Here is a 26,439-nt window from a genome sequence, read left to right on the forward strand (position 1 = left end):
TTAGGCTGTAACTGTGGTTTCTGATAGAATTTCATCTAGTTTTTCCAGGAATATATTCAGTTCATCCCTACTGATATTCAGTGCCGGAACGAGTCTTAGAATATTTCCAGCAGTTGCATTGGCCACAATTCCTTCTTCGAGTAATCTCAAAACATAAGGCTTGGCTTCAGATTTCATTTTCACGCCAAGCATGAGACCTAATCCTCTTACAGATTCAAGCTCATCATGCTTCGTTATCAATTCAGCCAGTTTCCCTTGCAACCATTCGCTGGTTTCACTCGCTCTTTTGCAAAGCTGCTCATCGTTGATCACCTCTATCGTCGCTATCGCCGAAGCTGCAACCAGTGGATTCCCTCCGAAAGTCGTACCGTGATCACCAAATTCAATCGCACTTGCAACTTTCTCATTGCACAGCAAAGCTCCGATTGGCGCTCCACCACCTAGGCCTTTGGCCAAAGTCATGATGTCTGGTTGTACCCCGAAATGATCCTTTGCGAACCACTTTCCTGTTCGGCCGATTCCACATTGGATTTCGTCAAAAATCAACAAAATACCCTTCTCGTCACATAATTCTCTCAATCCTTCCAGATAAGCCTTTTCCGCAGGCACAACTCCTCCTTCTCCCTGGATCGGCTCTACGATTACAGCTGCAGTTTCAATGTCAATGGCATCTGCCACAGCTGCAAGATCATTAAAAGGAACTTGAGCAAAACCTGTTGGGATTGGGCCAAATCCTTGTTGGTATTTCTCCTGACCTGTAGCGATAGTCGCTAAAGTTCTACCGTGAAATGAATTCTGCATGGAAATAATTTTGCCGCCTCTTTCATGCTTGTGTCCGTATCTACGAGCAATCTTAATCGCTCCCTCCACAGATTCAGCACCCGAATTTGTCAAGAAAACCCGATCTAAACCTGAGATTTTCACAAGCAATTCACTTAACGCAACTTGCTGTGGACTTACGAAGAAATTAGAAATATGCATCAATTGAGCTGCCTGCTCCTGTATCGCTTTCACGACTTTCGGATGGCAATGCCCTACATTATTGACAGCTATTCCAGCCAATAAATCAATGTATTCCTTACCATCGGCATCCCAGAGACGCGATCCTTTTCCTTTGATAAAAGCTAAAGGAAAGCGATTGAATGTGGGTAAGTAATTCTCTTTGTCTTTGGTATATAAATCTTGATTTGTCATAGTCTATTGTAGTGTCAAAGTAGTTCCAATTTTCTCATTGTCAATCACATACTTTGCGATTTGCTCAGGCTTGGTACCATTTAGAATAATTGCTTTCTTCACGCCTTCTTGCAAAGCCAGCATACAGGATTGGATTTTGGGGATCATTCCGCCTTGAATCGTCGTCCCCATATGTTCATTTACTGCGCTTTCATTGAGTTCACGAATGATCGATGCAGGATCTGGATAGTTGAGGAAAAGTCCATCCACGTCCGTAAGGACAATAAGCTGATCAGCATTTACAGCTGCTGCAAGTTTCCCAGCAAAAGTATCCGCGTTGATATTATAGGAAGTACCATCCACACCATCTGCTACACATGCGACCACGGGCACATAGCCTGCTTCGCAAAGTAAATTGATCAGGCTATCGTCGATTTGTGTGATTTCACCGACCAAACCCAAATCGACAATGCTACCATCAGCTGATTTGTGCTGATATTTTACTGCCTGAACCATTCCTGCGTCTTTACCAGAAAGGCCGATGGCTTTTAATTTATTTTGATTGAGCGTGGAGATCAAATCAGCATTGACTTCTCCGATCAGAGCTTTTTGGATTTCTGCGAAAGCAATGGCTTCCGTCACCCTGAGGCCATCCACGAATTGTGATTTGATGGCTGCTTTTTCTAGTGCTTTGTTTATAAATGGTCCACCTCCATGTACCATGATGACTTCAAATCCCGCTTCTTGAAGTTTAAAAATCTGTGCGGCAATTTCTTGCTGCAACTGGGGATTGATCATCGCATTCCCACCATATTTGATGAGAATTCTTTGCTTAGACATTTTGCTTTTCTTTATATAAAATTGATTTTTCCCAAAACTGGCTCTCCCGTGTGGAGGGATAGAAATAGAAACAAATCAGAATTGAATTACAGCTTTTAAATGTTGATAATTTGATAAATACAGGTTTAACATATTTAACCTGCTACTATTTAAACAACCATCGTACCGAAAGAGGATATCTCGCCTAATAGGGAAATGTTGTTAGAATAGTGAAACGTAAAACTCTTAAAAGCCAAATGGCGAATGGATTTTTGGTATAAAAGGGTGACAAGCTGGCAGGTTTGCAGTAAAAACCTATCTATCAAACCCTAACATATCTTCAATATTCTTAGGAGTAATTAGGCCCAGGGTTGCCTCAGGATATGCAGTTGTAAATGTAGAAGGAAATCTGGCTTTAGATTTTTCGCTCCACTTACATTCTATGGCTCTCATACCTTCTTCTGACTCTTCTATAAAATCAATTTCCTGCTGTGCCGTAGTCCTCCAGAAATAATAGTTAGCATCCGAGTTATTATATGCCTGATACTTCATCCGTTCTACGATATAGTAATTTTCCCAAAGTGCCCCCACATCTGTCCTGTTTATAAAAGGATTGAAGTTCCCTAAAATCGCATTTCTGATCCCGCAATCATAGAAGTAAATTTTCTTCCCCTTCTTTAATTCAGTTCTAATATTTCTATTGTACGCGGGAACCCTAAAGATTACATAGGCCTTTTCCAGCAGGTCTATATATTTTTCTACGGTAGTCTTATCCGCTTCTACTAATTGCCCTAATTCATGGTAATTAACTTCACTGCCAAGCTGAAGCGCTAGAGATTTAAGCAATTTCTCAAGCAAAATTGGCTTTTTGATTTGTTCCAGCATCAACAAATCTTTGTAGAGATAGCTTCCCGCCAGAAGTTTTAATAACTCCTTTTCTTCACCAGCATGGGTCACAATTTCTGGATAATAGCCATAAATCATACGATGCTCGATCAGGCGCTTTTCAGCCAATAAGCCATGATGATTTACCATTTCTCCAAAACTTAGAGGGAATAGAAAGAATTCGAATTTTCTGCCGGTCAAAGGCTCATTCGACAAATTCACCAAGTCAAATGCAGATGAACCTGTAGCAATAACTTGCACATCTTTGAGCTGATCTACGACTATTTTCAGTGTTATACCTATGCCGGGAATTCGCTGTGCTTCATCAATAAACAGGATCTTATGATCCCCCAACAAATTTTTTAACCTAGAGGCAGTAGTCTCTGTTAGTTCAGACCTCACATCCGCCTCATCTCCATTTAGATACAGCCAAGTATGGCCAGTCCCCTCCAATAACTTTTCACAAAGTGTGCTTTTCCCAACCTGCCTAGGCCCCAAAATCAGGATCGCTTTGTTTCGGAACAAACGCTCTTTAATGGAAGGGAGAATGTTTCTAATTATCGCAGTTTGTGACATAGTTAAGAATATGAATCACAAATTTAATATAACTTTTGTGATTCAAATCACAAAATATAGCTATTATTTGTGATTCAAATCACAAAAATCACGGATAAGATTTAGTTTGAAATAATGTAAAATGAGTACTAACTGCTCTTAATTTGACTCCAACACTTTCACCATCTTATCAAATCCCTTCTTGATTTCAGTGAATTGCCGATCTCTGGATGCTTCCAGCTCTTCCTTAGTGGCATTTGTCGCCACTTTGAATTGCTCATAGATTTCCGAGAATTCGATGGAGCGCTGATTGCCTTTCAATCCCCATGTTGCTAAATAAGCACCGAGTTTTTCTACTTTTAAGCCCACATGCGGCACGGCGTAACTCAAAGCCGTAATCGCTCCATGCAAACTCGTCCCGACATAGCATTTAGAATTGGCGATCAGGTACATGATGTCCCAGATATTATCCGCATCAAAATAGGTGTATGGACTTTTCAAAAGTGATCCGATCTCCTGCAAAGCTTCATGATCGTCATGGTCCAAAGCCTTGCCTATAGGACAAAGACAGATTTCCGTCTTTCCTTTTTCATAAATCTCATCCAGTCCGCTGGCAATTACTTGCTCGTGACCACGTGTGGTTTTCTTATTTATTTGAGCAAAAACATACTTTCTTGAATGCTCAGCCACATAGCCGGCGACGTCCTGAGTTACGTTCTTATGAAGAAAATTCAGCGGGTAAAATTCTGACATCAAAATGGCTGAGTCGGGGCAAAGATCAGCAGTTAGGCCGCTTTTCTTCAAATTATCCACGGTCAGCTGATCACGGACAGCAAAGTAATCTGCATTCTCAAGCTTCTCTTTTAAGAAGTCATACTTCGTAAAAGTGGCAGGGCTAAGACCAGAACCTCCCAGTGAATTCAAAGTCACAGATTGGACGCCAGAGAAGTCAGATTTATCAAAAACAAAAGGGAGAGTCGTCTTACCCTTCAGGATTTTTTTAGTCCAGGCATTCAGATCCAACACTTTATTCACTCGCACATGCCTCTTATTGATTCGCTGGAAAAGTGGATTCAGTGCAGCATACAGTGAATTCCATGTCACGCCCAGCGCTTCACCGCCCGCTATAATCACATGCACAGGATTAGTTGGATCACTACAGGCTTTATAAAACTTCTGTAATCCTTTGGTAGGCAAACCTCCCACGCTGGTCAGATCGCTTTCCACCAGACCAAAATATTCAAATTCGAAATCTTTCCCGTATGAGCTCAATTGCCGTTCGATTACCAACGGAAAAAGTAAATCTCCGTAATTGTATCGGTCGAAGGCGCCTATAATTAAGACTTTTGTCATGTGTATTATTTTTAGTCGACGGACCATAGACCATAGTCCACTGCCGGTAAAACTGAACCTCGAGCGCTTTGGTGCATTGAATTTTTCATCTGCCCAAGGTCTCTTGAAGAAGTTCGACGAACTCCTTGCAAAAAAGATACTTGATTTTAAATCCAGAGAAATTAAGCTGAGGAACTATTTTTGGTAAGTAGGACGTAAATTCAGTACAAAATCATCAAAAGACTATTTTGAGCACCAAACCCGTTGCCGTCCATCGTATTTTTTCAGGTTCAGTCTGGGGGATTTTAGCCAAAATTCTCGATGCCGCCGCCAAGTTCGTGACCATCCCATTATTGGTTGGGTATTATGGCAAAGCTGACTACGGATTGATCGCCTTGGCTTTTTCGCTAAATGCTTATTTGAGACTTATGGATCTAGGGATGAACGTGGGTTCTGTGCGCTTTTTCTCGATGTGGGAAGCCAAAGCTGACTGGGAAAACATCGGAAAAGCTTCACGTTCCAGCATTATTTTCTACGGTACCATCGGACTGGTAAATGCCCTGATTTTCATCTTCATGGCAAATTACGGCCAGCTTTTCTTCAATCTCAATCCAGATCAGATCCCTACGTACAGGATTATGATGTACATACTTTCGGCAAGTACAGTGTTGAACTGGCTGTCGAATGTGATCATTCAGCTACTCAGTGCCAAGGACGAGCTTGGCTACGTGAACCGAGTGACGGTAGTGAGCAGTGTTTTGAATTTTGTGGTAGCAATCACAGCCATTCATTTCAAGTGGTCATTGCCACAATACTTCCTATTCTACACGATTTCTACACTGGTTCCTATCCCTCTGAACATACTACGTCTTCGGGTTTTTCCTGTTCCTCTAGGGCAAATGCTAACACCAAAGTGGGATGGAAAGATTTTCAGAGAAATCATCGGCTACAGTTCTGCGATATTCCTGATGGGTTTATTCCAACTCACTGCAAATGAATTGCGTCCTATTTTGCTGGCAAAATTTGCTTCGGGTATAGATGTACTGACGGATTACCGTGTGATTCAGACGATTGCGATGCTGATTATTTCCTTCGGAACGATATTTCTTCAGGTGCTTCTGCCCTCTGCTTCTAAAGTCTACCAGGAGGGGAATCACCCCAAAATGGAGAAGATGGTTTTTACTGCTACTCGCTACATTTCTATCTTTTTAAGTTTCATTGTATTCCTACTGGTTCTGAATTCTGAAGCTATCCTTCTCCTCTATATGGGGAAAGATTACCTCCATTTGGCCATTTGGCTGAACATCTGGCTGCTCACGGTGCTGCTCAATATGCACAATACTCCTGTGGCTAGTTTGGTGCTTTCTTCAGGCAAAACCCGTTTCCTCATTTACTCTTCGGCGACTGCTTGTATACTATCACTTCCGATCACGGTGATCCTTGCACCTACACTGAATGTAGGCGCGGCGGTAATTGGTTACTTGGCTTATATGCTGATTCAGATCGGATTCTTCTATATTTATTATATTCCCAAAGTACTGAAGCTAGATAGCAAGAAGATTTTCTTTGGCGCATTTTCTCCTTCAGTTTTAGGTGCTTTGGTTGCATTTGCGGTGTCTTTTGGTTTGGGTAAATTGGTAGAAATACCAGAAGGCTTTCTGGGAATCGTAATCAATTCGGCGATTTTCACTACGGTTTTTGCCGCATTCCACTTTCTGTTTATCATCAAAGCCGCGGATATTGAATTTCTACGCAGCAAACTTTTGAAAAGAAAACCATCTCATGAGCAAGAATAAATTTTCGATTTGTATTCCTGCTTACAAGAGCAAATACCTGCAAGAGTGCATTGATAGCATACTTGCACAGACCGTTGTGGACTTTGAATTAATTATTTTGAATGATTGCTCGCCGGAGCCTGTAGAGGAGATCGTCTTGAAAAATCCAGATCCTAGAATCCGCTATTTCAAGAATGAAAAAAATGTAGGTGCTTATGATTTGGTGGACAATTGGAATAAATGTCTGGAGCTGTCCACTGGGGAATATATCGTCATAATGGGTGATGATGACCGGTTAGCGCCGGATTATTTGGCTGAATTTGAAAATCTGATTCAAAACTACCCAAGCCTACATGTCTATCATTGCCGCAGCAAAATCATCGATGACGATGGAAATGATGTGGTACTCACACCAGCACTTCCTGCTTTTGAATACGTGTATGACTCCATCTGGCATCGCCTGCGTCAGTTGCGCTCAAATTATATTTCTGATTACGTCTATAATACTTCCGCGCTGAAAGCTCAGGGAGGTTTCTACAAACTTCCGTTGGCTTGGGGATCTGACGATATCACTGCATTTATCGCTTCTGCGAAAAAAGGCATAGCGCATAGCAACAAACCTGTTTTCGAGTACAGAAGCAATCGTCTCTCGATAACCTCCACAGGGAATGATCTTCACAAAATGATGGCGGATGTTAGTTATTCTGAATGGTTTGAAGATTTCCTGCAAAACAATCCTCCGCATCCTTCGGAAAAGGTGATGTACCAGCATTTACTGAAGGAAAAGGCTAAATATATGCATGATAAAAAGCTTTACACGATGATGCTTTCCATGCGAAGTAATCCACTTGAAAAAGCCAAAAACTGGATGAATACAAGAGATAAATTCGGTTTGTCTATCAAGGATATAGGAGTTGCTCTTGCAAAAAGCATGAATTCAAACAGCTCTTGATGCCGATGGATTCACGTACTAAAATCATCTTCAATCCCTGCGAAAACAAGGAAAATCAATACATCGCTATTCTGGTCAATGGACTGGAAATGCACGGGTATGGTGTAAGCAGATTGGATGATTTTCTTTCCTCAAAAAAGCATTACCAATCTATCAAGCTACTTCATCTGAACTGGTTTGAAAATCTCGATGACAGCAGTTCATCTAGCATGTGGAAAAGCTATTTCCGCAAATTGGTTGTGCTCGCTGCTGTTAAGTTTGGAAAGAAAAAGCTCGTTTGGACTATGCACAACAGGCTTTCCCATGAGAAAAAGTCGGGAAAATTAAGCCGTGCTTTAGCCCAGAAAATCGTCTCACGGGCAGATGCTATTGTGATTCATTCTGAGGTTTCCAGAGATATTTTGCACAGCCAATACCCGAAAATACGAGCTAAAATTGTTCACATTCCACATCCTGATTTTGTCGATGTGTATGGAGCTATGCTTCCTGAAAGTTCGGAACAAAGAGCACCTCAGCTGAAGCTTCTATTCGTCGGAGCGATCAAACCTTATAAAAACATCGAATTGCTGATCGAAGTCGCAAAGAGATTTCCAAAGGAAGTTCATCTGACAATTGCCGGCAATCCAAATTCAGAAGCTTACCGATCTGAATTGCAGAACTTGGCTCAGAATGCTGCCAATATTTCCCTGGAACTGAAATTCATTCCTGACGCCGAATTGCCAAGCTACATTCATCAGTCAGATTTACTTATTCTTCCCTATTCACTGGAAAGCAGTCTAAATTCAGGGACAGTTATTCTGGGGTTTTCCTATGGGAGAACGGTCATCTGCCCAAGGATTGGCACCATAGATGACTTGGATGGAGGCGAAGATGTATTTGATTATAGCTATACAAGCGAATCAGAGCATCTTGAAGCGCTGGATACACAGATCCAAAAAGTAATAACTCTTCATCAGCATAATCCTGATTCCTTGATCGAAAAAGGTTATAAAATGCGGGAGTTAGTTCTAAAGAAAAACAATAAACAAGTCGTGACAGATGGCTTAATCAAGCTGTATGAAGGCCTATTATGAAGATTAATTTATTTGCACGAAGTATTATTTGGGTCGATTTACTATTTAGAAATCCCCCTTGTCCCCTTTTTAAAGGGGGAATTGCCAAACTTGAACTTCGGACATCGCCCCAATAGGTCAAATTTCATTTAAACAGAAACACCTTTTTTAGCTAAACTCAATACATGAAAATACTATACATCAATTCTCTTTATAGCCCGCTGATCGAAGGTGGCGCAGAGATTTCCTTGAAACTGATCGTAGAAGGAATGAAATCTCTGGGTCATGAAGTTGCGGTCTTGAGTTTGATGCCTGAGGAAGGGTTGAAGAAGGAGTTGGTGGATGGAGTTACTGTCTATCGAGCAGGATTGCAAAATAGGTATTGGCCTTATTCCAAAGCTAAGAAGAACAAGCTTTCTAGACTGGCCTGGCACTACCGAGACCAGTCAAATGAAGCCATGGTGGAAGTCGTGATAGAAATTTTGCTCACCGAAAAGCCAGATATTGTTTCCTGTCACAACCTTGCTGGCTGGTCAGCCGCCGTATGGAATCCGATACATCAGGCAGGAATTCCTATTGTGCAGGTATTGCATGATCTGTATTTGCTTTGCCCGAATAGTAACATGTTTAAGAATGAGCAAACATGCGAAAATCAGTGTTTGAGTTGTAAGATTTTGCGTAGCAATCACGCTGAAAAGTCAACCCAAGTGTCGGCAGTAGTCGGTATAAGCAATAGTATTTTGCAGCGATTCATTCATTTTGGATACTTTGCAAACGCTTCTAAAAACATCATTTACAACACTAGAACTATTTCAAACCCTGCACCCAAATCCGCTAGAAGAGCTGGACAATCCATCCGATTTGGCTACCTGGGCACGCTTTCAAAAGTTAAAGGATTGGATTGGATGATAGAGCAATTCAAAAAACTGGATTTCGAGGCAAGTTTGAGCATCGCGGGTAAGGGCGACCCGGAATACGAGAAACATCTGAAAGAAATTTCCTCCGGAGCGAATATAGAGTTTGTAGGTTATGTAAATTCTACCGAATTTCTAGCTGAAATTGATGTTTTGATTGTACCATCACTCTGGGAGGAGCCGCTAGGAATGGTGGCAATTGAAGCTTTGGCAAACCATGTTCCTGTGATCGCCAATAAAAGAGGAGGGTTACAAGAAACGGTAAAAGATGGAATCAATGGCTTGTATTGTTTTGATAGCGAACCAGATTCTTTGGGTACTACTATGAGAGAATTGTATAAAAATCCTGAGCTATACAATCAGTTTAGCCAAGCAGCGAGAGCGTCCGTAGCTTCTATTTTGGACGCTGATCGTTTGATTAAAGAGTATGAAGTAGTTTTGAAAGAGGCTTTGAGAGATCCTTCAACAAAAAAATTAGAATGAGCACACCCGAAATAACTCTTGGTACTCAAGCTTCTGTGGTAGACGGAAGCCTTTGGAAGTCTATTTCTCTTGCAGAGTCCTTGTTTTTGATTTCTGTGATTTCAATGTTTTTGCCAGTCAAGATTTATCCAATCATATTTCTAATCAGCTCTATTGTTTTCTACAGAGAGACTCCTCAGCTTCGATTTACCAAATGGACATGGGCATTACTTATTTTCAGCATCTATGCTGTAGTGAGTTTTTTTATTCACACATTTCATCTTGATATAGCCCGCCTGAATATTTTAAAACTGGTAGTCAATTTCACCTTTTTATTTTTTGCCATAAACTGGCTTAGTACCCGAAACAATGATGCACTTATAGAGATGCTTGATTGGGTACTGCTAGGAGTATTGATACTCAGCTTGGCACAACTTCTAATCTATCATCAAGCCTATGATTTCAAACTGATCGCAGGTAGCGACACCTCAGGCCAAGCAAGTTCGCTTTACAATCATTCATTGTATTTCTGGGGGCTTTCTGACAAAAATATGTTCGGGGCCAGAATCGCTCTCTTTGGTTTTGCCTATATATGTGTACCAATCGTCAGGAAAGAGCAGATCTCCTTTGGTAGAATCCTCTTTGTGTTTCTTATCGCTTTTCTCAGTTTATCCAGAACCCCAATCATTGCATTATTTCTTGGCGTTTTCTTTATCCTGTGGTGCGCAGCAGACAAAAAATGGAAATACATACTGATCGCTCTGCTTTTAATTTCATTACCAATTATTCTGCAAAAGGTAATTCGGGTAGATTCTCTGACCTCTTCCAATGACGGAATGGGAATTCGCCTTGTCTATTGGGAAGCATTTTTCAAGAACTTCTTAACTATCTCCCCATTTGGAAACGGCTTCTTGACTTCTCCTGAATTCCTTCAGGAAAATGCAGATTTCTATCGTGGAGAACATCATATTCACAACACATTTCTCAACACCTACCTGGAATTAGGTATCATTGGTATCCTTTCATTCTCCGCATTTATTGCCTGGTTTTTAAAAGAATGCTGGCAAAAAATCGATAATCCTACACTTTGGGTTGCTCTTGCTCTTCCGCTCAAAGGAATTATGATGATTCTTTATACTGGCTATGACAACGATATAATCATGTATTTCTGCTTAATTTTTCTGATAGGCACTTATCAATCCATCAAATTTAAAGACCTAAAATTTAGCGTATGAGTAGTCAAAAGAATGTATTGATTGACAGTCGCTGGGCAGGAAATACGGGAATAGGAAGACTTTATCAGGAAGTAATGAAACATAGTCCTACCTCAGCTTCATGTGAATACGTACAAAGCAATATGGGTTTGGGGAATTTGCTGAGCCCTTTAATGCTAGGTGAGGAAATAAGGAAGTCAAATGCGGATGTTTTCTACAGTCCGTCCTTTATGCCGCCTGCCTACTCGAAGGCGCCTTTTATTTTTACTGTCCATGATTTAATGCACCTTTTTTACTACTCGAAACTTCACAAAATCTATTACGAGCAAGTGATAGCTAGGCTGGCGCCAAAAGCGAAGAAAATCATCACGGTATCTGAGTATAGCAAAGGTCAGTTAGTAGAATTACTAGGAATTCCAGAAGAGCTTATAAAAGTGATTTATAATGGAGTAGATAGCCATTTTCTACTAAATGAGGAAGAATATACCAGTGCAAGACCATATTTTCTTTATGTAGGAAATAGACGGAAAAACAAGAATATCCCAGCCATGCTCACCGCTTTTTCCCGAGCAAAAATACCTGGCGAATTCATGTTTTATCTCACAGGGAAGTCTGATCCCGAACTCGAGGAGCTAATCAAAAAACTAGGCATTAAGAAATGGGTTCGGTTTTTGGGTTTTATCAAGGAAGCAGATTTACCCAAGCTATACAAAGGTGCTCATGCTACCTTATTTGCTTCCTTGATGGAAGGATTTGGATTGCCAGTTATCGAATCGATGGCTTCAGGCACTCCCGTCCTGACTTCGACTACAAGTTCGCTACCTGAGATCGCTGGCGGCGCTGCACTTTGTGTGGATCCTACCAACATCTCTGCGATACAGACAGGCATAGAAAAACTGGTGAATGATCAGACTTTCTACGTGGACTGTATTGTCAAAGGACTTGATCGAGCGCAAGACTTTAGCTGGGAAAGAACAGCTGCCCAAACTTGGGAAACCATTCTTTCATAAAAACATGATAAAATCCCTTTCCTTATTCCTTATGCTCCTACTGACTTTACCTGTCATAGGGATTTGTCAGGCTGACTCTCTGAAGGAAGGAAAGCGACTGAATGTTATTGAATTGGGTGTTTCTGCTAACGCAACATCTGACCAAACGGAAGCCATACAACAAATCATAGATAAAGCTAGTGAAGGAGATACGGTGTTTTTTCCCGAAGGGCAATACCTTATTCGAACGATACTTCTCAGAACTGGAATAAATCTACTTTCCCAAGGAACAATCAATCATCATGATTCTGCAAAGGACGGTGAATTCTCGATAGAAAAGCAGAACTCACCCAATCCTTTGATTTTGGGACAAGAAGTCTCAAACCTGAGTATTTCGCTCAATGGAGAATCCAAAAACGAGGGGATTTATCTTTTGAAAAGTCAGAATATCAGGATTTACAATACTGAGCTAACTGGCGATTCTACCAAACTGAGAGCTTATCCAGGTATTATGACTTTTCAGTGTAGTGGTGTTGAAATTGCAAATACTAGGATTCATCATTTCGGAATGCCTCGCAGGGAAACTGACAGCTATCAACCAGGTACGGGCATTCGGATTTTGTCCAGCAACACGATTTCGATTCACGACTCTGAGGTCTATAAAAATGGTGAAAATGGCATTTTTATTTATGGAAGCAGAAAAGTAGAGGTAATAAATAATGTGATTCGCCACAATGGAATGTCCGCAATTCAGGTTGCATTTGGGGATTCCGGAAAGGAAAAAGATTATACTTTCTCCTATAATATATTGGAGGAGAATGCATCCGATGCGATTGATATTAACAATCGATCCAAGGAAAAGGCAAAAGATATTGAATGTATAATTATCGAGAACATTACCTGTGGAAATGGTTTTGTGAAAGGAGAATCCACACCAGATGGATCGGGTATAGCTACACTGATAAACGTGTCGAATGTCCTGCTCTACAATAATGAAGCATATAGAAATAATCGTCCTGCAATCTATATCGAGAGCTGTGGGCTGATTATGGCAAAGGAAAACTGGGCGGATAATCAGGTAGAGATCACTCTCGATCTAGAGGAGCTTCATTTAGTAAAGAACCGATTCAGCAGCATCAATTTGATCGCAAATACTAAGGCTCAAAAGATCAAACTTAGTTACAATGAACTTGGGTCGTTATCCTTACCTAATGGAATACAAGTGAATGAGTTTCTAGTAGAAAACAATAGTTTTTCTAATGGCTCCTTCAATTTCAACCTGAAAGGCCAAATGCATCTAAGCGCAAATAAGATTAAGAATACCTCAACAAATCCGGCAATTCTAATTGTGAATGCGGATGATGCATATATCGAAGACAACGAAATCGAAAGTCTTCATGCTTCCGCGATTGTCCTTAGAAAAACTGCTAAAAACGTCCATATCATTCATAATCAAATCCATTCCTTCAACACAGCCATTTTTGACGATAGCTCAAAAAACCTCGCTGTGAAGGATAACACCCTCAAATCTATTGCTGGTGGAGAGGAAAATCAAACTTTTCGCACTCACTTTCCTGATCATCTGACAATGGAAGGAAATGAGCATATCGGGATTGCCAATTCTACTGCAGTACTATTTGTGGGTAAGGGAAAAGCAAGTGTGAAAAACGAGAAAATAACCTTAGGGGAAGCTTATTACGGGGAGGTAGAAATAGATGACTAAGCTACAAAAGAATGAAATCAGCAATCAGATGAAAGTCAATCTTTTCATTCCCACGCTAAATGCTGGGCCTATCTGGAAAGAGGTACTTGACGGCGTGGCTAAGCAAAACTATCCCATTTCGAGATTAGTCATTATAGATTCAGGATCGACGGACGGCACTCTAGACTTGATCAATGAGAAAGCTTGTGATTTGATTCAGATTGACAAGAAAGATTTTGATCATGGTGGCACAAGACAAATGGCTGCTGAGCGTTATTCTGACGCTGATATATTTGTCTTTCTCACCCAAGATGCGATCCTTGCGAAACCAAATGCTATTGAGGTGATGGTGCAGGCCATAGAAGAAAACTCAGAACTTGGAATGGTCTATGGCCGCCAACTTCCGCATAAAAATGCAAAGGTCTTAGAGACGCATGCAAGGCTGTTCAACTACCCAGCAGAGTCCAAAGTGAAGAGTTTGGAAGATGCTGACCGCTATGGAATCAAGACTATTTCTTGCTCCAACTCATTCGCAGCTTATCGCAAAACCGCTTTTTTTGAAGTGGGGGGATTTCCTGTTGGATCTATTCTCGGTGAAGATGTATTAATTGCTGGGAAGATGTTGCTAAATGGATGGAAAATGGCGTACCTTTCAGCCTCCAAAATACACCACTCGCATGACTATTCTGCCACTGAGGAATTCAAAAGATATTTTGACATCGGAGTATTCCATGTCAATAATCAATGGATTTTTGAAAACTTCGGCAGAGCAGAAAGTGAAGGATTCAAATATCTCAAATCAGAACTCACTTATACTTTTAAGCACAACCCTTTATTAATCCCTAAATGCCTGATCGCAACAGGGGCAAAATTGGTTGGCTATAAATTGGGACTAAACTACCTATCTCTCCCAGTTGGACTTCGCAAGTCATTTTCTATGACAAAAGCTTATTGGAGCCGCACCTAATTCTTCCTCATTAGGTAAAAATTCGCTCGATGTGTGGATTGCCTCCACATAATTAATGTTAACATTTTCTTAAAAAGCCTCCTATCCGTTCATATAGGCATATTTCCGCTTGGCACTCCAATTGGATATTACCTAGCACCACATTATTTGATTAAAAGACTAGACCAATGACACGTAATTCATCACACCAACAAGAGATTGTTTTTAAAGGCTACCAGTCGGGGCGGATTATCCCTGATCTATTTTCTTTGACTAACATCTCAAGAAGCTCTGTTTCACAAACTGTGAATGAGGGTATAGAATTGACCACAAGATTTATTAAGAGATCATTTGACATCTTATTTTCTTCGGTAGCAATCCTAGCCGGTTTACCGCTTTTCCTTACCTTAATGTTGATTACAAAGCTTACTTCTAAAGGCCCTGTCTTCTATAAACAAGAAAGAATAGGTAGAAATGGGGAGCCATTTTACATTGTTAAGTTCCGAAGTATGATTGTAGACTCTGAGGTAAATGGTCCCCAATTAACTACGGATAATGATCCTAGAGTTACCGAATGGGGTAATTTCATGCGAAAAACACACTTGGATGAGCTTCCACAGTTCTTCAATGTCTTGGTAGGTGATATGTCCGTGGTGGGACCTAGACCTGAACGTGCTCATTTTATTAGACAAATTGTGGCTAGACAACCACAATATGCACAGTTACTTACACTTCGTCCAGGTATTACTTCTATTGGTCAAGTAGATTATGGCTACGCGGAGACTGTTGAGCAAATGTGTCAACGAGTGCTATTGGACTTGAAATATCTAAGTCAGGTAAATCTAATGACTGATATCAAAGTCATTGGCCAAACTGTAATGACCATGATTAACAAAAAGGGTAAATAAAAAACCCTAACCACTAACTAAACAGAATAGGCGACCATTAGAGTCGCCTATTTTGTTATACTCTTCATCATACAAGCATTTTACTGGTCATGTAAAAAGCCGGGGATTTTTTGAATTCTAATGATAATTTAGAATGTGTGCCTCACTTTAATCTTGCAAAATGAAGAAGACAGTACTAGAAGATATTGGATTATTGATCATGAGACTGGGTGCTGGATCTATGATTTTGACCCATGGCGTTCCTAAGTTGATGAGATTTTTCGGCGATGAGCCTATCAAATTCATGGACTTCCTAGGTTTAGGACCTGTAGTTTCCTTATCGCTTGCTGTATTTGCAGAGTTTGTCTGTGCTTTATTAATAATGATAGGTTTCAAGACCCGATTTGCTACCATTCCTCTTATGATTACTATGCTCACTGCTGCACTAGTAGCCCATTCAGCTGATCCTTTTAGCAGGAAAGAGTTGCCGCTGCTTTATTTCATTGTGTTCCTATGCATTCTGATTTTTGGCGCAGGTAAATTTTCTATTGATGGATATACTAATCGCAAATCAATGTATTACAATGGCTAAAGTCACTTTTAATTTGGAAGTGAAAAAGCCACATAAGCATCCCCACTTTTGGTGCCTTTGCCACCACCACAAGCGATGACCAGAAACTGCTTACCATCCATTTCATAAACAGCCGGTGTAGCATGTCCTGCCGCAGGAAGTTTGGCTTCCCAGAGAATTTCCCCAGTTTCCTTATCAAAAGCGCGGATCTTTTCATCCTTGGTAGCGGCTATAAACAGGATTCCACCTGCTGTCACCACTGGCCCACCATAATTCTCAGTTCCCGTGGGATCAAAACCCTGGGCACTTAGAGAATCGATTTCACCTAAGGTCACTTGCCATTTTTTCTTACCTGTATTCATATCAATAGCCGTAAGCAATCCCCAAGGAGGATTGGATCCATACAAGCCATCTTTAGTCACCAACTTCTTATACCCATCCATATAGTAGCGCGGATAAAGCTGAGATGCTGCACCCTCCATTTCTTGCTTATCTCCTTCATCGGGGGCTTTGTCTAGCAAGTATTCCAAAATAACCTTACGGTTCTCTGTAGAAATATAATCGAAAGCAGGCATGGCTCCTCTTCCTTTGCGCAGCAAAAGATCTAGGGAATCATAGCTGTATTTCTCCTTTATTCCCAGCAAAGACGGAATAGCTGGAGGATTCCCTCTACGCTCCAAGCCATGGCAATTCCCACAGTAATTAGTGTAAGCAGACTTTCCCACATTTTCAAAATCAGCATTTGGAGTCATCCCAATGAGCCATGGGATTTGATTGGCATTCACATAGAATGTTTGTGTGGATGGATCAAAAGCAGCCCCGCCCCATTCTCCGCCACCGTCCATACCAGGAAATAAAACAATAGGTTTTTCTGGATGCGGCGGCGCCCAAGTATCTCCATAGATTGCTCCTTCAAGTTGAGAACGGATATCCGCCTCCCAGTCTGGACGAAGATTGAGAATGCTGTTTTCGTCAAAACCCATGTTCATAAAGGGTTCAGGAAAAGTCGGAATAGGCTGCGTGGCAGAAGAAAATTCTCCGGGCATGATAGATTGGGTCACTGGAATTTCCACTATCGGCCAAACAGGTTCTCCGGTTTCCCGATCAAATACATAGGTCATCCCCTGCTTAGAAATCTGAGCTACAGCATCAATCCATTTCCCGTCTTTCTGGATACGAATCAAGTTAGGATTGGCAGGAAAATCCCGATCCCAGACATCATGATGCACAGCTTGAAAATGCCATATTCGTTTTCCTGTCTGGGCATCCAGTGCTATTAGCGAATTAGCATAGAGATTATCTCCTTTGCGATAGCCTCCCCAGAAATCATAAGTCGCCGAACCTGTAGGCACGAAAACAATTCCCCGCTCCTGATCCACGGTCATCCCAGCCCAGTTATTTGCTCCTCCTATTTGCTTGATATTCTCGGCGTCCCATGTTTCGTAGCCAGTTTCTCCTTCCTGAGGAATGGTGTGAAAGATCCATTCTCTTTTGCCAGTTCTTATATTATAAGCACGGATATGTCCAGGTGCAGCATCCAAGCCTTCGGAAAGACGCATTCCTATTATCAAGAGATCTCCATAAACCACCCCGGGAGCATTGGCCACAATCAAAAAATCATCTCGCTCAGTATCTAAGCCTTTTCTCAGGTCAACTTTCCCCTGCTCTCCAAAACTCAGAATTGGCTCTCCTGTAATAGCATCTACCGCCATCAGCCAATTTCCAGCTCCGAAAAGAATGCGCTTGTCATTACCATCCTCCCAATAACTTACTCCACGATTCGTACCAGCCCAAGAATTCTCGCCACCAAGCACCTCAAAAGGGTCAAACCTCCATACTTCCTTACCTGTTGATGCATTTACCGCAAAAACATTTAAAGCCGGTGTAGAGCCATATAGCAAGCCATTTACAACTATGGGCTGACACTGGATTTGGGAGCGTTCCGTCGCATCGCCCGTATGGTAGGACCAAGCCACTTCTAGTTGGGAGACATTATCTTTTGTGATTTGTGCCAAAGAAGAATAACGTGACCCGTCTGATGGCCCTCCATAGTGCGACCAATCGCTGTACTCGATTTCAGAGGTTTTAGATTGGCAGGAAGAAAAAAGTAAAAGAAAACCAAATGCAACTTTGAGAAAAGCTTTCATAAAATAGGTCGAGATGGGTTTGAAAGCAAAATATCGTGATTAAACTCTAAAGTTCACAATGAAGTAATGCTCTCAATAAAATTACAATCGAGCTACTTTTTAGAGAAAATCTTATGCGCACCATAGATCACAAACCCCAGGGCTGTCCAAAGTGCCATATCTGTGATTTCCTCGATCTGTGTGCTGCTGAGTAGCCAGATAGTCGCTGCGATACCAGCTATGGCGAGCGGGATTCCAAACTTTACCTTATAATAATCGGCTTCTGGTTGGCTTTTGCGCAAGCGAATCAATGCGCCACAAACGAGCAGATAAATCAGCAATCGGGCAATGACTGAGATCGCTAGTGAACCCATAAAATCCCATACCGTAGCAACAATGATGATTAGGAATGCAAAGAATAAAACAGCTACGCTGGGCGTACGGAATCGGGGATGAATAAAGGAAAACATTTTTGGGAATTGCTGAGATTCGCTCAGGGCAAAAGGCAGACGAGACCCACTTAGTATCTGCACATTCAGTGTTCCCAAAATAGACACAATCGCTCCAATCGTAATAAATAAACCTCCTCCATATCCCATCACTCGGGATGCTGCATCAGCAAGAGGCTTGTCTGAAGTAGCCAAATCAGGCAGTGTCCCTATGGCAACTACTTGAATCAGCACATAGAAAACAGTTATGATAAGCGCTCCTGTCATGAGCGCAAATGGAAGGTTTTTTCGTGGGTTTTCTACCTCACCAGAGATAACCAAACCTGCTTCAAAACCACCAAAAGCGAAGATTAAGAGCAGTGCTGTATTTGCAAACTCGGGCATAGGAGGTGGTGAACTGAAATCAAATGCTTCTTGATTTAGAAAGAAAAGCCCAACTACAATAAACAGTGCCAAAGGCAACAATTTCGCTATGGTTAGAATATTAGTCGTTCTGGTAGAATCTTTGATTCCAAGCAGATTAATACCGGTCAAAACAGCGGTAATTCCTACGATTAGTAGAATTCGCATCCATTCTTCTTGGAAGATCGGCGAGAAAAAAGCCATGTAAATCACTAGTAGATTAATCAGCGTAGCATAGCTAAATAGTCGCGTGAGCATCAACACCCATCCTACTGCAAAGGCAGGCATCGCACCAAATGCTTCCTTGATATAGAGATAAGGACCGCCAGTTTTGTCGAAGCGTGAACTCACTTCCATAAAAACCAATATCAGCACCAGCATCACAACCGCGCAAACGCCGAAAGCCAACAAGGAATAAGGGCCAGACAAAGCAAAAGCCTTAGCTGGAAGACCAAAAATCCCTGCGCCTATCACAGAATTAATAATCAGGAAAACTAGATCCCATTTGCGAATCCCTCGCTTGAGCATAGTATGAAATTGGGTGAATGAATTCTTAAAGTATGGAGAAAAATTAATTTCCAGTTCACAAAATCAAATTTCAATTCCAAAACTTGACCATTTGTAGGATTATATTATTCAGGAGAAAGGAAAATTTTCAGTCCCTCCTCAGTTAGTTCTGTTGGATATACCTCCAAATTCCCACAAGAGCCAGCTTTTACCTGCCCTGTTTTAAAATCAAATCTGTATTCATGCAAGGGGCAAATGATCTCATTTTGATTTATAATCGATCCCTGAAATAAGGATGTTCCGCGGTGGGGACAGTCAGCTTGGAAGGCATGAAAATCCTCCGCTATTCTCACCAAAGCTACGACCAGCTCTCCAACGTGGATTTTGTGAATAGCCTGTTCTGGAATCATTTCCAAAACTTGCTTTCTCGAAATACCCAAGGTGAATGTGTTCATAGGACGAATTTTCTCTATTCAAATCAAAATCAAGCCATAACATAAATAAAGTATTGGTTTTCTGCCAAATCATGTTGAATTTAATAGGCGAATAAAAACCCATGAAATCATGAAAACGACTTTCCTATTTATACTAGCAGTATTTTTCTTCGGATGGGCAGAAGCCCAAAGCCTAGATGGTGCCTGGAAACTGACCCATCAAGATGGACAAGAAGTGAAGGATATGGAATACATCAAAATCTATCAAGATGATTATTTTGCCTTTGGCGCAAAACGGGTGGCTGACAATCACTTTGTCAGTGCTGGTGGCGGGCCATATTCTTATGAAAAGGGAGAATATGTGGAGACCTTAGATTTCTTTACAATGGATCCTTTTCAAGTAGGAACTTCCAATAAATACACCTTGGATTGGGTAAACGATAAGATGGTTATCTCTTCCGAGATCAATGGGAAAATGCTAGTGGAAATCTGGGAGAAAATATCTGATGAGAAAGATGACCTCACTAGAAACTGGGTAATCACAGGTAGAAAAAGAAATGGTGAAATATCACGATCTACTCCTGGAGCTCGTAGAACAGTGAAAATCCTAAGTGGGGGTAGATTTCAATGGATTGCTTTCAACTCAGAAACCAAAGAATTCTCAGGTACTGGAGGAGGTACTTATACTGCAAAAAACGGGAAATATATCGAAAATATTACCTTCTTCTCACGTGACGACAGCCGTGTCGGAGCTAGTTTGGACTTCAACTATGAGGTGATTGATGGGGAATGGCACCATAGCGGACTCAGTTCCAAAGGTGATCCTATTTATGAGATCTGGACTCCTTATGAGATTGGGTATAAGGGGAAGTGAGAATTCTTAAATTAGAAACCAAAAGAATTGGACTACTTATAAATACCCTTCCGGTGTCCAATTGCAATAACTTCTACTAAAAGTACTTTATCCTTAATCTCATAGATTACCCTATAGTTCTTAATCCTTATCCTGTAAGCTGCCCTACCTTTGAGTTTCTTACAGCCCGATGGCCTTGGATCATCGGATAAGGAGACAATAGCTTGTAAAATTGGCTTGACTATTTTGTTGGAAAGTTTATCCAATTGTTTTTTAGCCTTTGAGGTTAAAAAGACCTCATAGTTATTCATTGTCAAATTTCCTCTTCTTCATATAATCTGAAACAGAAATTCGCTCTCCACTTTCCGATACTTTCGACTCATCGTACAGTCTGATATCCTCCAGTTCATCCAATTCCTCCATCATTTTCTCATACTCATTAATCGGAACGATGACAGCAACTTTTTTACCCTTGGGATCTGTAACAAATTGATGTTTTAGATATTGAGTTTCCATGCTTCAATTTAATTGAAAAGGCGGTATAAATCAAAGCCTCATTATCCTATGCAAATAATCAACTACAAGATAATTGATAGTCATTATCAAATAGGTTTTGACTTCCTGACTGGGGCAGGTGGGCGCCCAACCAGACCATTGTGAACTTTTCGAAATATTGCTGTCCTCTGCGATTAAACGAAAAAAGGAGCCCTTTGAGCTCCTTTCCTATTTCTTATGCTTCCACAGCGTAAAGTTCTTTCAGTTTCCCGACGGTATAATCTACTTCTTCGATTGTATTGAATCGGCTGAAGGAGAACCGGACAGCGTCTCGATCAGGGGTGTGATTGATAGCTCTAAGCACATGGGAACCAACTGTAGCCCCAGAACTGCAAGCTGATCCTCCGGAAGCTGAGATCCCTTCTAAATCAAGATTGAACAGCAACATGCCACTGTTTGCCTCTGATGGAGGAAGGCTTACACTCAAAACAGTGTACAAACTCTTGTCTATATCAGCAGAAAGCCCATTGAAACTTACACCAGGAATCTCCTGAGTTAGGCTTTGAATGAAATGCTTTTTGATTGCTTCTATATGAACTTGATGCTCTGCCATATCTTCATAAGCAATTTCCAGTGCTTTTGCGATTCCGATAATACCAATCACATTCTCGGTACCGCCGCGCATATTTCTCTCTTGCGCTCCACCGTGAATTAGAGGATGGATTTTTTTATCCTTTTTCACATACAAAAATCCAGAGCCTTTTGGGCCATGAAATTTATGTCCACCAGCTACGATCGCATCAACAGGCAGGGACTTCATGTCATGAACATAATGACCCATCGTCTGTACCGTATCTGAATGGAAAAATGCGCCGTATTCCTTGGTAAGAGATCCAATTCGATTCAGATCATTCAAGTTTCCAATCTCATTGTTGGCGTGCATCAGAGACACGAGGCTTTTTGGATTAGCTTTCAGCAATTCTTCCAGCTGATTCATATCCAATTCACCTTTTTCATTTACATCTAGAATGCTAAGCTTGATATGTCCTTTTTTCTCACACATTTCTAAGGTATGCAACACCGCATGATGCTCTAGCGGAGAAGTGATTGCATGCGTAATCCCATGACTTTCTATCCCGCAAACTATCGCAGTATTATCAGCCTCGGTTCCTCCAGAAGTAAAGAAAATTTCTGCTGGTGTAGCATTTAGCAACTCAGCCACTTTTTTCCTAGACCTCTCAATGGCCGTCCTTACTTCTCTACCAAAACTATGGACAGAAGATGGGTTGCCATAATGATCTCTCATAAATGGAATCATGGCATCGATCACTCGATCGTCCATGGCGGTGGTGGCGGCGTTGTCTAAATAAACTTTCATTGTACGCGGGTTGGGTTGTATATTCTTTAAATGCGCTGATTAAATCATAGAAGCGTTGACCACTTCTTTGATATCAGCAATAAGCTTTTTAGCCAAATGCTCAGCTGTAGCTTCAGATTCTGATTCAGAGTAAATCCGGATAATTGGCTCCGTATTTGACTTTCGCAAATGTACCCATTCCTTTTCAAATTCGATTTTGACACCGTCTATATCGTTGATAGGATGGCTTTTATACTTATTTTTGATCTCTAGCAAAATATTATCGACGTCAATCTCAGGAGTGAGTTCGATTTTATTTTTTGAGATATGATAGCTTGGATAGGTAGCTCTTAGCCTAGAAATTGTCTTACCGAAATTGGCCAGGTGAGTCAAAAACAATCCGATTCCCACCAATGCATCACGACCATAGTGTGAAGCAGGATAAATAATTCCACCATTTCCTTCACCACCGATAACCGCATCTACAGCTTTCATTTGATTGACTACATTGACTTCTCCTACCGCGGAAGCATTGTATGTTCCACCTCTTTTTTCCGTCACATCACGTAGTGCACGTGTAGAGCTAAGGTTTGAAACTGTATTTCCTGGAGTCTTCGAGAGCACATAATCGGCCACTGCCACCAAGGTATATTCTTCGCCAAATGCTGAACCATCCTCATTGATAAAGGCCAATCTATCCACATCAGGATCGACTACTATACCTAGATCATAACTTCCTCTTTCTAATTTCAGCGATATATCTCTCAAGTTTTCGGGAAGTGGCTCAGGGTTATGCGGAAAATGACCATCAGGAGTACAGTACATTTCTTCTATCTCTGTCACTCCCAAAGCTCTCAAAAGCATAGGAACTGCTATTCCACCAGTGGAATTTACCGCATCCACGACTACTTTGAAGTTTCTGGCTTTGATCGCTTCTACATCTACCAATTCCAAATCCAGCACATGCTGAATATGTCGCTCGATATAGTCGTCGATCTGCTTGTATGAACCAAGCTTTTTCACTTCAGCGAAAGTAAAATCTTCCTTCTCAGCTTTTTCTAGGATTGCTTTCCCTTCAGCATCTGAAATAAATTCTCCCTTATCGTTCAAAAGCTTCAATGCATTCCACTGAACTGGGTTATGACTAGCTGTAAGGATAATCCCACCTCCAGCTTTTTCCAATGGAACAGCGAATTCTACGGTAGGAGTAGTGCTCAGACCCAAGTCGATCACATTGATACCCAAGCCCTGAAGTGTAGCGGAAACCAAACCAGAGACCATTTCGCCTGAGAGGCGGGCGTCTCTACCAATGATTACCTTTGGATTGTTAGTTTTCTCCAGAACCCAAGCTCCATAAGCTGAAGCAAATTTGACAATATCAATGGGAGTTAGTCCATCGCCGGCCTTACCGCCAATAGTTCCTCTGATGCCAGAGATTGATTTAATTAGTGACACTTGCAGTAATTTGATTAGGTTAAAAACTGATAAATCCTGTCAATTGACAGGATTGCTTTTACTTGAATTTAGCTAGAACCTTGTCCACTTCATTGTCAGGATTACCACAGCTGCTATCAGCATCTACAGTTTTTCCACAATAACCACAGGTTCCCCCATCTTTATTCAAGAAGGGGTTTTGAGAGGCACAGGTGCCCTTGAATTGGCCGTTTTTAAGGAATAAGAGCCTTACCGACATCAAAATGAAGAATAATGCAACGAAACCAAGTGTTAGAAATACGGTTGTCATAACGGATAAATTTGCGCAAATTTAAAGCTTTCCATCGAAAACGTTCCTAATTCCAGCATAGTTTCCTTACCCATGACAAATTTGAGTACCAGAGCCGAGAAATTGGCAGCCTTTGACAGATTGTTGACGATAATGGATGAACTCCGGGAACAATGTCCTTGGGACAAAAAACAAACGACAGAAAGTCTCAGACATTTGACAATAGAAGAAACTTTTGAGCTTTCGGATGCTATACTCGAAGGAGATCCTGATGAGATCAAAAAGGAATTAGGAGATATTCTACTGCACATTGTATTTTATGCAAGAATCGGTTCTGAAGAAGGCAACTTTGATATGAAAACGATGATAGATTCGCTCTGCGAAAAACTAATTCGAAGACATCCACATATCTATGGCGATACTGAAGCAGTGGATGAAGAGGCGGTAAAGCAGAATTGGGAAAAAATAAAATTGACCGAAAAAGGAAATAAATCTGTTTTGGGTGGAGTCCCCAAATCACTTCCTGCATTGATCAAAGCCATGCGAATTCAGGAAAAAGCTCGTGGAGTGGGTTTTGATTGGGAAGAGAAAACACAGGTTTGGGAAAAGGTGGAAGAAGAAATGCAGGAGTTCAAGGAAGAATTCAATGTAGCAGAGGAAAAAGAGATCGATCTGGAAAAAGCCAGTGGGGAATTTGGTGACTTATTGTTTTCTTTGATCAATTATTCCCGGTTTATAGACATCAATCCAGAGGAAGCTTTGGAGCGAACCAATAAGAAATTCATCAAACGTTTTCAGTATTTGGAAGCAGCAGCGAAGGAATCAGGAAAGAAACTGAGTGATATGACTTTGGCTGAGATGGATGTGTATTGGAATGAAGCGAAATCAAAGTAAAATTTGTAAGTGGTAAGAAGTAAAAAGTGAAATCAGGACGTGACAGCAAGATAAATAAAAATCGAATGAACAAAATCATATTTACAAAAGAAGCTCCTGCGCCAATAGGGCCATATTCACAAGCAGTTCTGGCTGGCAACACCTTGTATGTTTCCGGACAAATAGCCTTGGATGCTGACACGGGCGAATTGATCAATGAAAACATCACTGAAGAGACGCACGCTGTGATGAAGAACTTGGAAGCAGTGCTTAGAGCTGCTGATTTCTCCTTCAGTGATATTGTCAAATGCAGTATTTTCATCAAAAGCATGGATGAGTTTGGCACAATCAATGAAGCCTATGGACAATACTTCAAATCGAACCCTCCAGCCCGAGAAACAGTAGAAGTAAGTAAACTACCCAAAAATGTAAATGTGGAAATCTCCTGTATCGCCGTTAAATAACAACTCTTGAATCTTTTGCCCTACGATAGCGAAACCTTTGTCAGCGCTCTTTCCAAAGAAGAGCTACTTGGACATTTAAATCGTGTTACGAGGGAAGTTAATTTCCTAGACCAAAGAACGAAAGCCAAAGGAGATATTATTTTCAATGGATTGATTGGACGTAAAGGATTTAGGATATCAAAAGTCGTGGACAAAGGAGACACTTTTCTACCCCTGATTTTGGGGAAAGTTGAAGAAACAGCCAGAGGAAGTATTATCTCCATCAAGTACCAACTATTCCCAGGAGCAATGTTCTTTTTAGCTTTTTGGTCTATTGTTTTGCTTGCCTTTACAGCATTTTACTCATTCTTCATTCCCAATTATAATTATGCGAGCATCTGTGTTTTATTAGCCATGGCCAATTACGTGGTAGCCATGTATTTCTTCAATAGGCAAGTGAAGTCCTCGCGTAAAGTTTTTCATCAGCTGATTAATTTCCAAATGAAGGATTAAGCCTTCTATTGCTAGGGAAAAAAAGCATTTGGGCTT

Annotated in this window: 26 protein-coding genes; 14 read left to right on the forward strand and 12 right to left on the reverse strand. The window is 41.1% G+C overall.

What is annotated here, in order from left to right:
- The 4 genes from LV85_RS09855 to LV85_RS09870 all read right to left on the reverse strand — a co-directional run bounded on the left by LV85_RS09855 (position 1) and on the right by LV85_RS09870 (position 4,785).
- Positions 1-1,194: an aspartate aminotransferase family protein gene (locus tag LV85_RS09855; RefSeq protein ID WP_111318839.1), complete on the reverse strand. Its 1,194-nt coding sequence runs from the start codon at positions 1,192-1,194 to the stop codon at positions 1-3.
- Positions 1,195-1,197: 3 nt separating this feature from the next.
- On the reverse strand, positions 1,198-2,013 hold the full coding sequence (gene argB, locus LV85_RS09860; RefSeq protein ID WP_111318841.1) for an acetylglutamate kinase: 816 nt from the start codon (positions 2,011-2,013) through the stop codon (positions 1,198-1,200).
- A 294-nt stretch (positions 2,014-2,307) separates the two neighbouring features.
- A complete protein-coding gene (locus LV85_RS09865; RefSeq protein ID WP_111318843.1) occupies positions 2,308-3,453 on the reverse strand; it encodes an ATP-binding protein in 1,146 nt (381 codons plus the stop codon).
- Between the two features lie 138 nt (positions 3,454-3,591).
- Complete coding sequence (locus LV85_RS09870) at positions 3,592-4,785, reverse strand: polysaccharide pyruvyl transferase family protein (RefSeq protein ID WP_111318845.1); 1,194 nt, start codon at positions 4,783-4,785, stop codon at positions 3,592-3,594.
- Between the two features lie 227 nt (positions 4,786-5,012).
- Here LV85_RS09870 and LV85_RS09880 point away from each other — a divergent pair, with 227 nt between their 5' ends.
- The 10 genes from LV85_RS09880 to LV85_RS09925 all read left to right on the forward strand — a co-directional run bounded on the left by LV85_RS09880 (position 5,013) and on the right by LV85_RS09925 (position 16,249).
- Positions 5,013-6,560, forward strand: coding sequence for a lipopolysaccharide biosynthesis protein (locus LV85_RS09880; protein ID WP_111318849.1), 1,548 nt, complete (start codon positions 5,013-5,015; stop codon positions 6,558-6,560).
- Entirely contained in the window at positions 6,547-7,491 is a 945-nt protein-coding gene (locus LV85_RS09885) for a glycosyltransferase family 2 protein (RefSeq protein ID WP_111318851.1), read from the forward strand. Before LV85_RS09880 ends, LV85_RS09885 begins: the two co-directional genes overlap by 14 nt.
- A 5-nt stretch (positions 7,492-7,496) precedes the next feature.
- Positions 7,497-8,564 carry a glycosyltransferase family 4 protein gene (locus LV85_RS09890; RefSeq protein ID WP_158531165.1) on the forward strand — a complete coding sequence of 356 codons (1,068 nt, stop codon included), beginning with the start codon at positions 7,497-7,499 and terminating at the stop codon, positions 8,562-8,564.
- A gap of 164 nt (positions 8,565-8,728) precedes the next feature.
- Positions 8,729-9,940 carry a glycosyltransferase family 4 protein gene (locus LV85_RS09895; protein WP_111318855.1) on the forward strand — a complete coding sequence of 404 codons (1,212 nt, stop codon included), beginning with the start codon at positions 8,729-8,731 and terminating at the stop codon, positions 9,938-9,940.
- Positions 9,937-11,154, forward strand: a complete 1,218-nt coding sequence (locus LV85_RS09900; RefSeq protein ID WP_111318857.1) for an O-antigen ligase family protein — start codon at positions 9,937-9,939, stop codon at positions 11,152-11,154. The genes LV85_RS09895 and LV85_RS09900 overlap by 4 nt, the downstream gene beginning before the upstream one ends.
- Entirely contained in the window at positions 11,151-12,143 is a 993-nt protein-coding gene (locus LV85_RS09905; RefSeq protein WP_111318859.1) for a glycosyltransferase family 4 protein, read from the forward strand. The genes LV85_RS09900 and LV85_RS09905 overlap by 4 nt, the downstream gene beginning before the upstream one ends.
- 4 nt (positions 12,144-12,147) lie before the next feature.
- Entirely contained in the window at positions 12,148-13,845 is a 1,698-nt protein-coding gene (locus LV85_RS09910) for a right-handed parallel beta-helix repeat-containing protein (RefSeq protein WP_158531166.1), read from the forward strand.
- Entirely contained in the window at positions 13,838-14,791 is a 954-nt protein-coding gene (locus tag LV85_RS09915) for a glycosyltransferase family 2 protein (protein WP_245942244.1), read from the forward strand. Before LV85_RS09910 ends, LV85_RS09915 begins: the two co-directional genes overlap by 8 nt.
- Positions 14,792-14,958: 167 nt before the next feature.
- A complete protein-coding gene (locus LV85_RS09920; RefSeq protein ID WP_111318863.1) occupies positions 14,959-15,678 on the forward strand; it encodes a sugar transferase in 720 nt (239 codons plus the stop codon).
- A gap of 160 nt (positions 15,679-15,838) precedes the next feature.
- Entirely contained in the window at positions 15,839-16,249 is a 411-nt protein-coding gene (locus LV85_RS09925; protein WP_111318865.1) for a DoxX family protein, read from the forward strand.
- Between the two features lie 8 nt (positions 16,250-16,257).
- Here the strand turns inward: LV85_RS09925 and LV85_RS09930 are convergent, their stop codons facing one another.
- The 3 genes from LV85_RS09930 to LV85_RS09940 form a co-directional block, all read right to left on the reverse strand.
- Positions 16,258-18,375 (reverse strand): outer membrane protein assembly factor BamB family protein, encoded by a 2,118-nt coding sequence (locus LV85_RS09930; RefSeq protein ID WP_111318867.1) that lies wholly within the window; start codon positions 18,373-18,375, stop codon positions 16,258-16,260.
- A 92-nt stretch (positions 18,376-18,467) separates the two neighbouring features.
- Positions 18,468-19,733, reverse strand: a complete 1,266-nt coding sequence (locus LV85_RS09935) for an APC family permease (protein WP_111318869.1) — start codon at positions 19,731-19,733, stop codon at positions 18,468-18,470.
- A 104-nt stretch (positions 19,734-19,837) separates the two neighbouring features.
- Positions 19,838-20,167 carry a Rieske (2Fe-2S) protein gene (locus LV85_RS09940; protein ID WP_111318871.1) on the reverse strand — a complete coding sequence of 110 codons (330 nt, stop codon included), beginning with the start codon at positions 20,165-20,167 and terminating at the stop codon, positions 19,838-19,840.
- A gap of 109 nt (positions 20,168-20,276) precedes the next feature.
- Here LV85_RS09940 and LV85_RS09945 point away from each other — a divergent pair, with 109 nt between their 5' ends.
- Positions 20,277-21,020, forward strand: a complete 744-nt coding sequence (locus tag LV85_RS09945) for a hypothetical protein (protein ID WP_111318873.1) — start codon at positions 20,277-20,279, stop codon at positions 21,018-21,020.
- Positions 21,021-21,052: 32 nt separating this feature from the next.
- On the opposite strand, the gene LV85_RS09950 is transcribed toward LV85_RS09945, so the two are convergent.
- The 5 genes from LV85_RS09950 to LV85_RS09970 form a co-directional block, all read right to left on the reverse strand.
- A complete protein-coding gene (locus tag LV85_RS09950; RefSeq protein WP_111318875.1) occupies positions 21,053-21,310 on the reverse strand; it encodes a type II toxin-antitoxin system RelE family toxin in 258 nt (85 codons plus the stop codon).
- Positions 21,303-21,515, reverse strand: a complete 213-nt coding sequence (locus tag LV85_RS09955; RefSeq protein ID WP_111318877.1) for a type II toxin-antitoxin system Phd/YefM family antitoxin — start codon at positions 21,513-21,515, stop codon at positions 21,303-21,305. The genes LV85_RS09950 and LV85_RS09955 overlap by 8 nt, the downstream gene beginning before the upstream one ends.
- 214 nt (positions 21,516-21,729) lie before the next feature.
- A complete protein-coding gene (locus LV85_RS09960) occupies positions 21,730-22,872 on the reverse strand; it encodes a cysteine desulfurase family protein (RefSeq protein WP_111318879.1) in 1,143 nt (380 codons plus the stop codon).
- Positions 22,873-22,911: 39 nt separating this feature from the next.
- Positions 22,912-24,306 carry a phosphoglucosamine mutase gene (gene glmM, locus LV85_RS09965; RefSeq protein ID WP_111318881.1) on the reverse strand — a complete coding sequence of 465 codons (1,395 nt, stop codon included), beginning with the start codon at positions 24,304-24,306 and terminating at the stop codon, positions 22,912-22,914.
- Positions 24,307-24,364: 58 nt separating this feature from the next.
- The gene (locus LV85_RS09970; protein WP_111318883.1) at positions 24,365-24,595 is read right to left on the reverse strand and encodes a hypothetical protein; all 231 of its coding nucleotides are present in this window, start codon (positions 24,593-24,595) and stop codon (positions 24,365-24,367) included.
- 72 nt (positions 24,596-24,667) lie between these two features.
- Between LV85_RS09970 and mazG the strand changes: the two genes are divergently transcribed.
- The 3 genes from mazG to LV85_RS09985 all read left to right on the forward strand — a co-directional run bounded on the left by mazG (position 24,668) and on the right by LV85_RS09985 (position 26,403).
- The gene (gene mazG / locus LV85_RS09975) at positions 24,668-25,468 is read left to right on the forward strand and encodes a nucleoside triphosphate pyrophosphohydrolase (protein ID WP_111318885.1); all 801 of its coding nucleotides are present in this window, start codon (positions 24,668-24,670) and stop codon (positions 25,466-25,468) included.
- Between the two features lie 65 nt (positions 25,469-25,533).
- On the forward strand, positions 25,534-25,911 hold the full coding sequence (locus LV85_RS09980) for a RidA family protein (RefSeq protein ID WP_111318963.1): 378 nt from the start codon (positions 25,534-25,536) through the stop codon (positions 25,909-25,911).
- Positions 25,912-25,917: 6 nt separating this feature from the next.
- The gene (locus tag LV85_RS09985; RefSeq protein WP_146260462.1) at positions 25,918-26,403 is read left to right on the forward strand and encodes a hypothetical protein; all 486 of its coding nucleotides are present in this window, start codon (positions 25,918-25,920) and stop codon (positions 26,401-26,403) included.
- The last annotated feature ends 36 nt before the right edge of the window (positions 26,404-26,439 follow it).

The organism is Algoriphagus chordae, from assembly GCF_003254055.1.
Classification (GTDB): domain Bacteria; phylum Bacteroidota; class Bacteroidia; order Cytophagales; family Cyclobacteriaceae; genus Algoriphagus; species Algoriphagus chordae.

Excerpts from the sequence above, each read along its gene's own strand:
- LV85_RS09920 (WP_111318863.1), top strand. The coding sequence starts at position 14,959 with ATGACACGTAATTCATCACACCAACAAGAGATTGTTTTTAAAGGCTAC.
- LV85_RS09935 (WP_111318869.1), bottom strand. The coding sequence starts at position 19,733 with ATGCTCAAGCGAGGGATTCGCAAATGGGATCTAGTTTTCCTGATTATT.
- LV85_RS09945 (WP_111318873.1), top strand. The coding sequence starts at position 20,277 with ATGAAAACGACTTTCCTATTTATACTAGCAGTATTTTTCTTCGGATGG.
- LV85_RS09855 (WP_111318839.1), bottom strand. The coding sequence starts at position 1,194 with ATGACAAATCAAGATTTATATACCAAAGACAAAGAGAATTACTTACCC.
- LV85_RS09925 (WP_111318865.1), top strand. The coding sequence starts at position 15,839 with ATGAAGAAGACAGTACTAGAAGATATTGGATTATTGATCATGAGACTG.
- mazG (WP_111318885.1), top strand. The coding sequence starts at position 24,668 with ATGACAAATTTGAGTACCAGAGCCGAGAAATTGGCAGCCTTTGACAGA.
- LV85_RS09980 (WP_111318963.1), top strand. The coding sequence starts at position 25,534 with ATGAACAAAATCATATTTACAAAAGAAGCTCCTGCGCCAATAGGGCCA.
- LV85_RS09905 (WP_111318859.1), top strand. The coding sequence starts at position 11,151 with ATGAGTAGTCAAAAGAATGTATTGATTGACAGTCGCTGGGCAGGAAAT.
- LV85_RS09900 (WP_111318857.1), top strand. The coding sequence starts at position 9,937 with ATGAGCACACCCGAAATAACTCTTGGTACTCAAGCTTCTGTGGTAGAC.
- LV85_RS09955 (WP_111318877.1), bottom strand. The coding sequence starts at position 21,515 with ATGGAAACTCAATATCTAAAACATCAATTTGTTACAGATCCCAAGGGT.
- LV85_RS09910 (WP_158531166.1), top strand. The coding sequence starts at position 12,148 with ATGATAAAATCCCTTTCCTTATTCCTTATGCTCCTACTGACTTTACCT.
- LV85_RS09915 (WP_245942244.1), top strand. The coding sequence starts at position 13,838 with ATGACTAAGCTACAAAAGAATGAAATCAGCAATCAGATGAAAGTCAAT.
- LV85_RS09950 (WP_111318875.1), bottom strand. The coding sequence starts at position 21,310 with ATGAATAACTATGAGGTCTTTTTAACCTCAAAGGCTAAAAAACAATTG.
- LV85_RS09865 (WP_111318843.1), bottom strand. The coding sequence starts at position 3,453 with ATGTCACAAACTGCGATAATTAGAAACATTCTCCCTTCCATTAAAGAG.
- LV85_RS09890 (WP_158531165.1), top strand. The coding sequence starts at position 7,497 with ATGGATTCACGTACTAAAATCATCTTCAATCCCTGCGAAAACAAGGAA.
- LV85_RS09870 (WP_111318845.1), bottom strand. The coding sequence starts at position 4,785 with ATGACAAAAGTCTTAATTATAGGCGCCTTCGACCGATACAATTACGGA.
- LV85_RS09940 (WP_111318871.1), bottom strand. The coding sequence starts at position 20,167 with ATGAACACATTCACCTTGGGTATTTCGAGAAAGCAAGTTTTGGAAATG.
- LV85_RS09885 (WP_111318851.1), top strand. The coding sequence starts at position 6,547 with ATGAGCAAGAATAAATTTTCGATTTGTATTCCTGCTTACAAGAGCAAA.
- argB (WP_111318841.1), bottom strand. The coding sequence starts at position 2,013 with ATGTCTAAGCAAAGAATTCTCATCAAATATGGTGGGAATGCGATGATC.
- LV85_RS09895 (WP_111318855.1), top strand. The coding sequence starts at position 8,729 with ATGAAAATACTATACATCAATTCTCTTTATAGCCCGCTGATCGAAGGT.
- LV85_RS09970 (WP_111318883.1), bottom strand. The coding sequence starts at position 24,595 with ATGACAACCGTATTTCTAACACTTGGTTTCGTTGCATTATTCTTCATT.
- LV85_RS09930 (WP_111318867.1), bottom strand. The coding sequence starts at position 18,375 with ATGAAAGCTTTTCTCAAAGTTGCATTTGGTTTTCTTTTACTTTTTTCT.
- LV85_RS09960 (WP_111318879.1), bottom strand. The coding sequence starts at position 22,872 with ATGAAAGTTTATTTAGACAACGCCGCCACCACCGCCATGGACGATCGA.